Here is a 6,323-nt window from a genome sequence, read left to right as displayed (position 1 = left end):
TGCGTGCCCGGGCCCGGCCCCGCGGTCGATGCTCACGATGGCACCGGTCCACACCCCGTGGCGCCGGCCGGCGGCCGAGGCGGCGGGCAGGATGAACTCCAGGGCCTCCTCGGCTGAGTCGAAGGCGGCCGACTTGTCCGGGATGGAGGCGAACTCGAGCGCCACGACGCCCTGGGCGGCGGCGTCGGCCACCACCTCGTCGAGAAGTCGGCCGAGCCGCTCCGGGGTGTGCAGCAGAGAGATGAGCACTCCGTAGGCGTCGAGGAAGCCGCTGAAGTCGGGGAAGTCGACGAGCGGCGGGACCTCCACGCCGTCCTCGGCGCACCACTCGCGCATCGTCCCGGGGCGCATGGCGGCTTCGAGGTGGACGTGCAGGTGCGCCTTGGGCAGGACGGCGTAGCGCTCGTATGCGGGGGAGTGCCCGGCTCGCGCCGGCTGACTCACTCCTTCGGCTCGACGTCGCGCGCCTTGTCGGCGACGTGCTGCAGCGTCATCGGATCAGAGCCGTCCCACGACGTGACGTTCCGGGCCCGGGGCAGCTCGTCCCGGTGGAACACGGGGTTGTGGCCCTCGGCCTTCTGGCGCAGGTAGTGCTGCAACAACGCCACCGCGAGCCCGCTGAGGGGGATGATCGCGATGAGGTTGATCGTCGCCATGACGCCCATGAACAGGTCCGCAAGGTTCCAGATGAGGTCGACCGAGCCCAGGCAGCCACCGAGAACGGCGAGGACGACCAGGACGCGGAAGACCCGCAGGGCCATGGGGCTCTCGCGGAGGAAGCGGATGTTGGCCTCGCCGTAGTACGAGTTGCCGAGGATCGAGGAGAAGGCGAGGAAGAAGATGACCACCATCAGGAAGGGCACTCCCCAGTCGCCGACCTGGGAGGCCAGCGAATCCTGGGTGAGGGTGATGCCCTCGCGGTCGCCGCCGAAGTCCGGGTTGGCGAGAAGGATGATGAACGCGGTCGCCGAGCAGACGACGAGGGTGTCGAAGTAGACGCCGAGGGCCTGCACCAGCCCCTGCTTGACGGGGTGGGAGACGGATGCGGTGGCGGCCGCGTTGGGGACCGAGCCCATGCCGGCCTCGTTGGAGAACAGGCCACGCCGCATGCCCTGCATGATCGCCGCGCCGATCGCCGCGCCCGCGACCTCGCGGAAGCCCAGGGCGTGGCCGACGATCAGCGAGATCATCTCCGGGACCTCGGTGATGTTGATCGCCACGACCACCAGGGCGACGACGATGTAGGCGATCGCCATGAGCGGGACCACGATCTCCGTGACCGCCGACAGTCGCCGGATGCCGCCGAAGATCACCGCGGCCACCACCAGGGCCAACACGACGCCGATGAGCAGGCCCGGCCCGAGCCCCTCGAGACCGAACTGGTTGCGCACGGACGCGGAGATGGAGTTGGCCTGGACTGCGTTGAAGACGAAACCGTAGGTCACGGTGATGATCACCGCGAAGGCGACCGCCACCGGCTTCCACCCGAGTCCGTCACGGATGTAGTAGGCGGGGCCACCGATGTAGGAGTCCTTGCCCCGCACCTTGTAGAGCTGGGCGAGCGTGGACTCGATGAACGCCGTGGCGCCGCCGATGATCGCCAACATCCACATCCAGAACACCGCACCGGGTCCGCCGACCGTGATCGCGATGGCGACACCGGCGATGTTCCCGGTGCCCACGCGGGACGCGGCGGAGACGGTGAAGGCGCGGAAGGCGGAGATGCCCTTCTTGTCCGGCTCGATGTCCGAGGGCTTCTCGACGATCGTCCTGAACATCTCCGGGAACATCCGGATCTGCACGATCAGGGTCGTGAAGGAGAAGTACAGGCCGGCGATGACGAGGAGCGCGATGACCGCGTACCAGTAGACATCGTTGACGGATGCGATGAAGTCGGCGATTGCGCTCACTTCGGAGACGGTAGTCGATCATCATCGAAGTGACGGGGCGATTTACCCTGGGTGTCGTGACCGACTTATCGCCCACCGCTCCGGATGTCGCCGTCCTGTTCGAGGGCGGGGGAATGCGGGCGGTGCACACGGCGGGGGTGGTGGAGACCCTCATCGGCGCGGATATCCACGGGGGAATGGCCGCGGGAATCTCTGCGGGCGCCACCCATGTGGCCAACTATCTCTCCCGTGAACCGGTCCGGGCGAGGAAGAGCTTCGTCGAACTGGCGGCCGATCCGAACTTCGGCGACTGGCGCAGCTTCGCCCGCGGAAAGGGATTGTTCAACGCGGAGTACATCTACGAGCAGACCGGTCTCCCGGACCAGGTGCTGCCGTACGACTTCGACACGTTCTCCCAGAGCGGGACGGCTGCGAGGATCGGGACGTTCCGGTGTTCGGACGGTGCGACGGTCTTCTGGACCGAGGAGGACGCCGCGAGCATGTCAGAGCTCATGCGGATGGTCAGGTCGTCCTCGACGATGCCGGTGTGGATGCCGCCGGTCCTGATCGACGGCGAGTACTACGTCGACGGGGCGCTGGGCCGTGACGGAGGGATCCCGCTGTCCGCCGCGCGCGAGGCGGGATACGAGAAGTTCCTGGTGGTGCTGACCCAGCCGAGCGGGTACCGGAAGATCCCGCCGCGGCGCCTCACCCCGTTCTACCGCTCGTACTTCCGGCGTTTTCCGGCCGTGGGGGAGGCGCTCCTCCACAGGTGGGCGCTCTACAACGAGACCCTCGACGAGATCGAGGCCCTCGAGGCGTCGGGTGGCGCCGTGGTGTTCCGCCCGGAACGCGTCCTGATCCGGAGTTACGAGCGCAGGGTGGACCGGCTCGCCGAGGCGTACGTCCTCGGGCGGGAGCAGGCGCGGCGAGAGGTCGCCGCCTGGATGGAGTTCTGCGGGATGTGATGGCCGTCGGAGTGCTGACGGGTCCCACGAAATGACGAGCGCCCCGGTGGCGGACCACCGGGGCGCTCGTGCTGGGCTCCGAGAGCCGATCAGCGGGGTCGATCAGGAGCCGAAGAGCTCCGCGCCGCCGCCGAGGGTGTCGAGGATGTAGGCGGGCAGCCGGAGAAGGCCGTCGATCGCGGCGGACCCGACGTTCGGGACGAGGTCGACGGAGCCGTTGGCGAGGGAGTACCAGAAATCAGAGAACATTGGCGTGTCCTTTCGAGAGGTGGCGCCCCACTGTCTGGCGGGACTTGTGGTTCACGTTACTGACGATCGACCGTGGTTTCCACAAACTCGCCCTCAGAGTAAACCTTCTCAGGCTATTCGCATCCCGCTCACTGGGGGGTTCCTACTTTATGAGGATCGTCCTATGATCAGATCAGGGCGACCGAGATGTAGTCCAACGGGTGGGCTGTCCAGGGCCGCTCTGGAAGGAGTTCATCATGTGGGGAAGTCTCGTGGAGTTCGCCGGTTCGTCCGTCGGCGTGGTGGGCAGTCTGGCCACCGACACAGGGTCGACGCTCGTCGACACCCTGACATTCCTCCCGGTTCACATCGTGGAGGCTCTCTGGATGACGGTGTTCGGGATCGCCGAGGACCTGGGGTCGACCATCATGCCGCCGGTCTGACAGGTCGCACGACGGGGTGATTCTCAGCCGCCTCCCCTCGTGGGGGGCGGCTGATCCCGTCGGGAGGCGGCCGTCGACAAGGGGTGGATCGCGAGGGGCGGGTCGCCCGCGCGCATTAGACAGACCGGTCTGTCGGCGGCTACCCTCGCCGTCATGACCGGTACCGCCTCCCGCCCCGCTCGACCCGCTCGCGCCCCCAAGCCCCAGGGCCAGTGGAAGATCGACGGCAAGCTCACCCTCAACCACAACGAGGAGTTCAAGCTCACCGACGACGCGCTCAACGTCCGCCAGCGCATCCTCGACACCTACTCCAAGGAGGGCTTCGCCTCCATCCCGTCCGACGATCTGTCGGGCCGGATGCGCTGGTGGGGCCTGTACACCCAGCGCAAGCAGGGTCTGGACGGCTCCCGGACCTCCAAGCTCGAGGCCGACGAGCTGCAGGACGAGTACTTCATGATGCGGGTCCGGACCGACGGCGGAGCGGTGACCACCGATCAGTTGCGGGTCCTCGCGGGCATCTCGACCGACTTCGCACGCGGCACCGCCGACATCTCCGACCGGCAGAACATCCAGTACCACTGGATCGCCATCGAGGACGTCCCGGAGATCTGGCGGCGTCTCGAAGACGTGGGGATCGACACCGTCGAGGCCTGCGGCGACTGCCCCCGGGTGATCCTCGGCAGCCCGGTGGCCGGCGTGGCCGAGTCGGAGATCCTGGACCCGACCCCGGTGATCGAGGAGATCAAGGCCAAGTACATCGGTACCGAGGAGTTCTCCAACCTCCCGCGCAAGTTCAAGTCCGCCATGACCGGGCACCCGAGTCTGGACGTGGTCCACGAGATCAACGACATCTCGTTGGTCGGCGTCCGGCATCCCGAACTCGGCCCCGGATACGACCTCTGGGTGGGGGGCGGACTGTCGACCAACCCGCAGCTCGCCACCCGCGTCGGCGTGTTCGTCCGTCAGGAGGAGGCGGCCGAGGTGTGGGCCGGCGTGGTGGGGATCTTCCGCGATTACGGTTATCGCCGGATGCGCACCCGCGCCCGCCTCAAGTTCCTCATCAAGGACTGGGGTGCCGAGAAGTTCCGCCAGGTCCTCCAGGACGAGTACCTGGGACGCGAACTCCCGGACGGCCCCGCCCCCGAGCGTGGAGTGGGTTCGGGCGACCACGTGGGTGTCCACGAGCAGAAGGACGGCCGCTTCTACGTGGGCGCGGCTCCCACCGTCGGCCGTGTGGGCGGGGAGAAGCTGGCGCAGGTCGCCGACCTCGCCGAGGCCGCGGGTTCCCACCGGGTCCGCTTCACCCCGCACCAGAAGCTGCTCGTGCTGGACGTCGAGCCGGAGAAGGTGGAGCAGCTGGTCGAGGGGCTGGCGGAGATCGGCCTGCACGCCCGGCCCAGCTCGTTCCGCCGCTCCACCATGGCGTGCACCGGCATCGAGTTCTGCAAACTCGCCTTCGTCGACACCAAGGACACGGCCACCGCGCTGATCGGTGAGCTCGAGAGCCGGTTCGCCGACGAGGCTCCCCTGCGTACGCCGCTGTCGATCCACCTCAACGGGTGCCCCAACAGCTGTGCACGCATCCAGACCGCCGACATCGGGCTCAAGGGCCAGCTGCTCGACGGCGACACCCCGGGATTCCAGGTCCACCTCGGTGGTGGCCTGGCCTCCCAGGACCAGGAGTCGGGCGGCCTGGGCCGCACGGTCCGCGGCCTGCGCGTGCCCTCCGCGGATCTGCCCGACTACGTGGAGCGCGTGATCCGCAAGTACAGGGAGACCGGTGCCGACGGCGAGACCTTCGCCGAGTGGGCCCACCGGGTGGAGGAGGAGGTCCTGGTATGACCGCAGTCGCTCTCGATCTGCTGCCCCGCAGCACCGTCCTGACCCCCGGCCCCGGCCGGCGCCGGACCACCGAGGAGCTCAAGGCGATCGCCGAGGACGCGGCCCGTCGCTTCGACGACCGCGGACTCTACGGCCGCCACGGTGAGGTCGACCCCGCCGAGGTCCTGGCGTGGGCCGGTGAGACCTTCGGGGACGCCCTGGCCGTGGCCTGCTCGATGGCCAACACCGTCGTGCCGGAGATGACCGCGCAGTACGCCCCGGGCGTGGACGTGCTCTTCCTCGACACCGGGTACCACTTCTCCGAGACCATCGGGGTCCGGGACGCCCTCGCGTCCACACCGGGGCTCAACGTGGTGGACGTGCGCAGCCCCGCGAGCCGCGAGGAGCACGAGGCCGCGCTCGGCCCGCGCCCGTTCGAGACGAACCCGGAGCTGTGCTGCCGCCTGCGCAAGGTGGAGCCGCTCGACGCGGCTCTGTCCGGCTACGAGGCGTGGATCACAGGCCTGCGCCGCGTAGACACCGACCACCGCGCCGGCGCGGCGATCGTGGAGTGGGACGCCAAGCACTCGATGATCAAGATCAACCCGCTCGTGGCGTGGACCCTGGATCGCGTGCACGCCTACGCGGAGGAGCACGGGTGCCTGCTCAACCCCCTACTCGACGACGGCTTCCCGTCGATAGGCTGTGAACCGTGCACCCACCGCGTCGAAGCCGGAGCGGATCCGCGCTCAGGTCGCTGGGCCGGTTCCTCCAAGACCGAGTGCGGCATCCACCTGTGACCATCGCCTTCGCCGACGCGGGACCTGCGGTCGAGCGGTCGGCGGCACCCACGCTGGACGGCCTCCCTCTCACCGTGGGGCTGTCCGCCCGGGAGGTGCTCGTGGTGGGCGCGGGGCCCGTGTCGGTCCGCCGCGCCGAGACCTTCCTCGACGCCGGGGCGGTGGTCCGGGTCG

At 68.7% G+C, this 6,323-nt stretch carries 7 protein-coding genes and 1 pseudogene; 5 read left to right on the top strand and 3 right to left on the bottom strand.

Annotated elements, in window-relative coordinates:
- Together G6019_RS04630 and G6019_RS04625 are read right to left on the bottom strand one after the other, a co-directional pair.
- A pseudogene (locus G6019_RS04630) lies at positions 1 to 444 on the bottom strand (adenosine deaminase); the annotation flags it as partial.
- Positions 441 to 1,910, bottom strand: coding sequence for an alanine/glycine:cation symporter family protein (locus tag G6019_RS04625; protein WP_182611983.1), 1,470 nt, complete (start codon positions 1,908 to 1,910; stop codon positions 441 to 443). The gene G6019_RS04625 and the pseudogene G6019_RS04630, both read right to left, overlap by 4 nt.
- A gap of 56 nt (positions 1,911 to 1,966) precedes the next feature.
- On the opposite strand from G6019_RS04625, the gene G6019_RS04620 reads away from it, so the two are divergent.
- The gene (locus G6019_RS04620; RefSeq protein WP_309230159.1) at positions 1,967 to 2,857 is read left to right on the top strand and encodes a patatin-like phospholipase family protein; all 891 of its coding nucleotides are present in this window, start codon (positions 1,967 to 1,969) and stop codon (positions 2,855 to 2,857) included.
- Positions 2,858 to 2,959: 102 nt separating this feature from the next.
- Here G6019_RS04620 and G6019_RS04615 read toward each other — a convergent pair whose 3' ends face one another.
- Positions 2,960 to 3,106 carry a hypothetical protein gene (locus G6019_RS04615; protein ID WP_182611984.1) on the bottom strand — a complete coding sequence of 49 codons (147 nt, stop codon included), beginning with the start codon at positions 3,104 to 3,106 and terminating at the stop codon, positions 2,960 to 2,962.
- Positions 3,107 to 3,342: 236 nt separating this feature from the next.
- Here G6019_RS04615 and G6019_RS04610 point away from each other — a divergent pair, with 236 nt between their 5' ends.
- The 4 genes from G6019_RS04610 to G6019_RS17690 all read left to right on the top strand — a co-directional run.
- Complete coding sequence (locus tag G6019_RS04610) at positions 3,343 to 3,528, top strand: hypothetical protein (protein ID WP_107755320.1); 186 nt, start codon at positions 3,343 to 3,345, stop codon at positions 3,526 to 3,528.
- Positions 3,529 to 3,681: 153 nt separating this feature from the next.
- Positions 3,682 to 5,370 (top strand): nitrite/sulfite reductase, encoded by a 1,689-nt coding sequence (locus G6019_RS04605; protein WP_107755321.1) that lies wholly within the window; start codon positions 3,682 to 3,684, stop codon positions 5,368 to 5,370.
- Entirely contained in the window at positions 5,367 to 6,149 is a 783-nt protein-coding gene (locus G6019_RS04600; RefSeq protein WP_107755322.1) for a phosphoadenylyl-sulfate reductase, read from the top strand. Before G6019_RS04605 ends, G6019_RS04600 begins: the two co-directional genes overlap by 4 nt.
- Positions 6,062 to 6,323: NAD(P)-dependent oxidoreductase (locus G6019_RS17690; RefSeq protein WP_309230158.1), on the top strand; the 262-nt coding region annotated here is incomplete at its 3' end. The genes G6019_RS04600 and G6019_RS17690, both read left to right, overlap by 88 nt.

Origin of the sequence: Dietzia sp. DQ12-76 (assembly GCF_014145045.1) — a bacterium.
Classification (GTDB): Bacteria; Actinomycetota; Actinomycetes; order Mycobacteriales; family Mycobacteriaceae; genus Dietzia.
The sequence above is the reverse complement of the archived record's forward strand: the minus strand, read 5'-3'. Positions and strand labels throughout refer to the sequence as shown.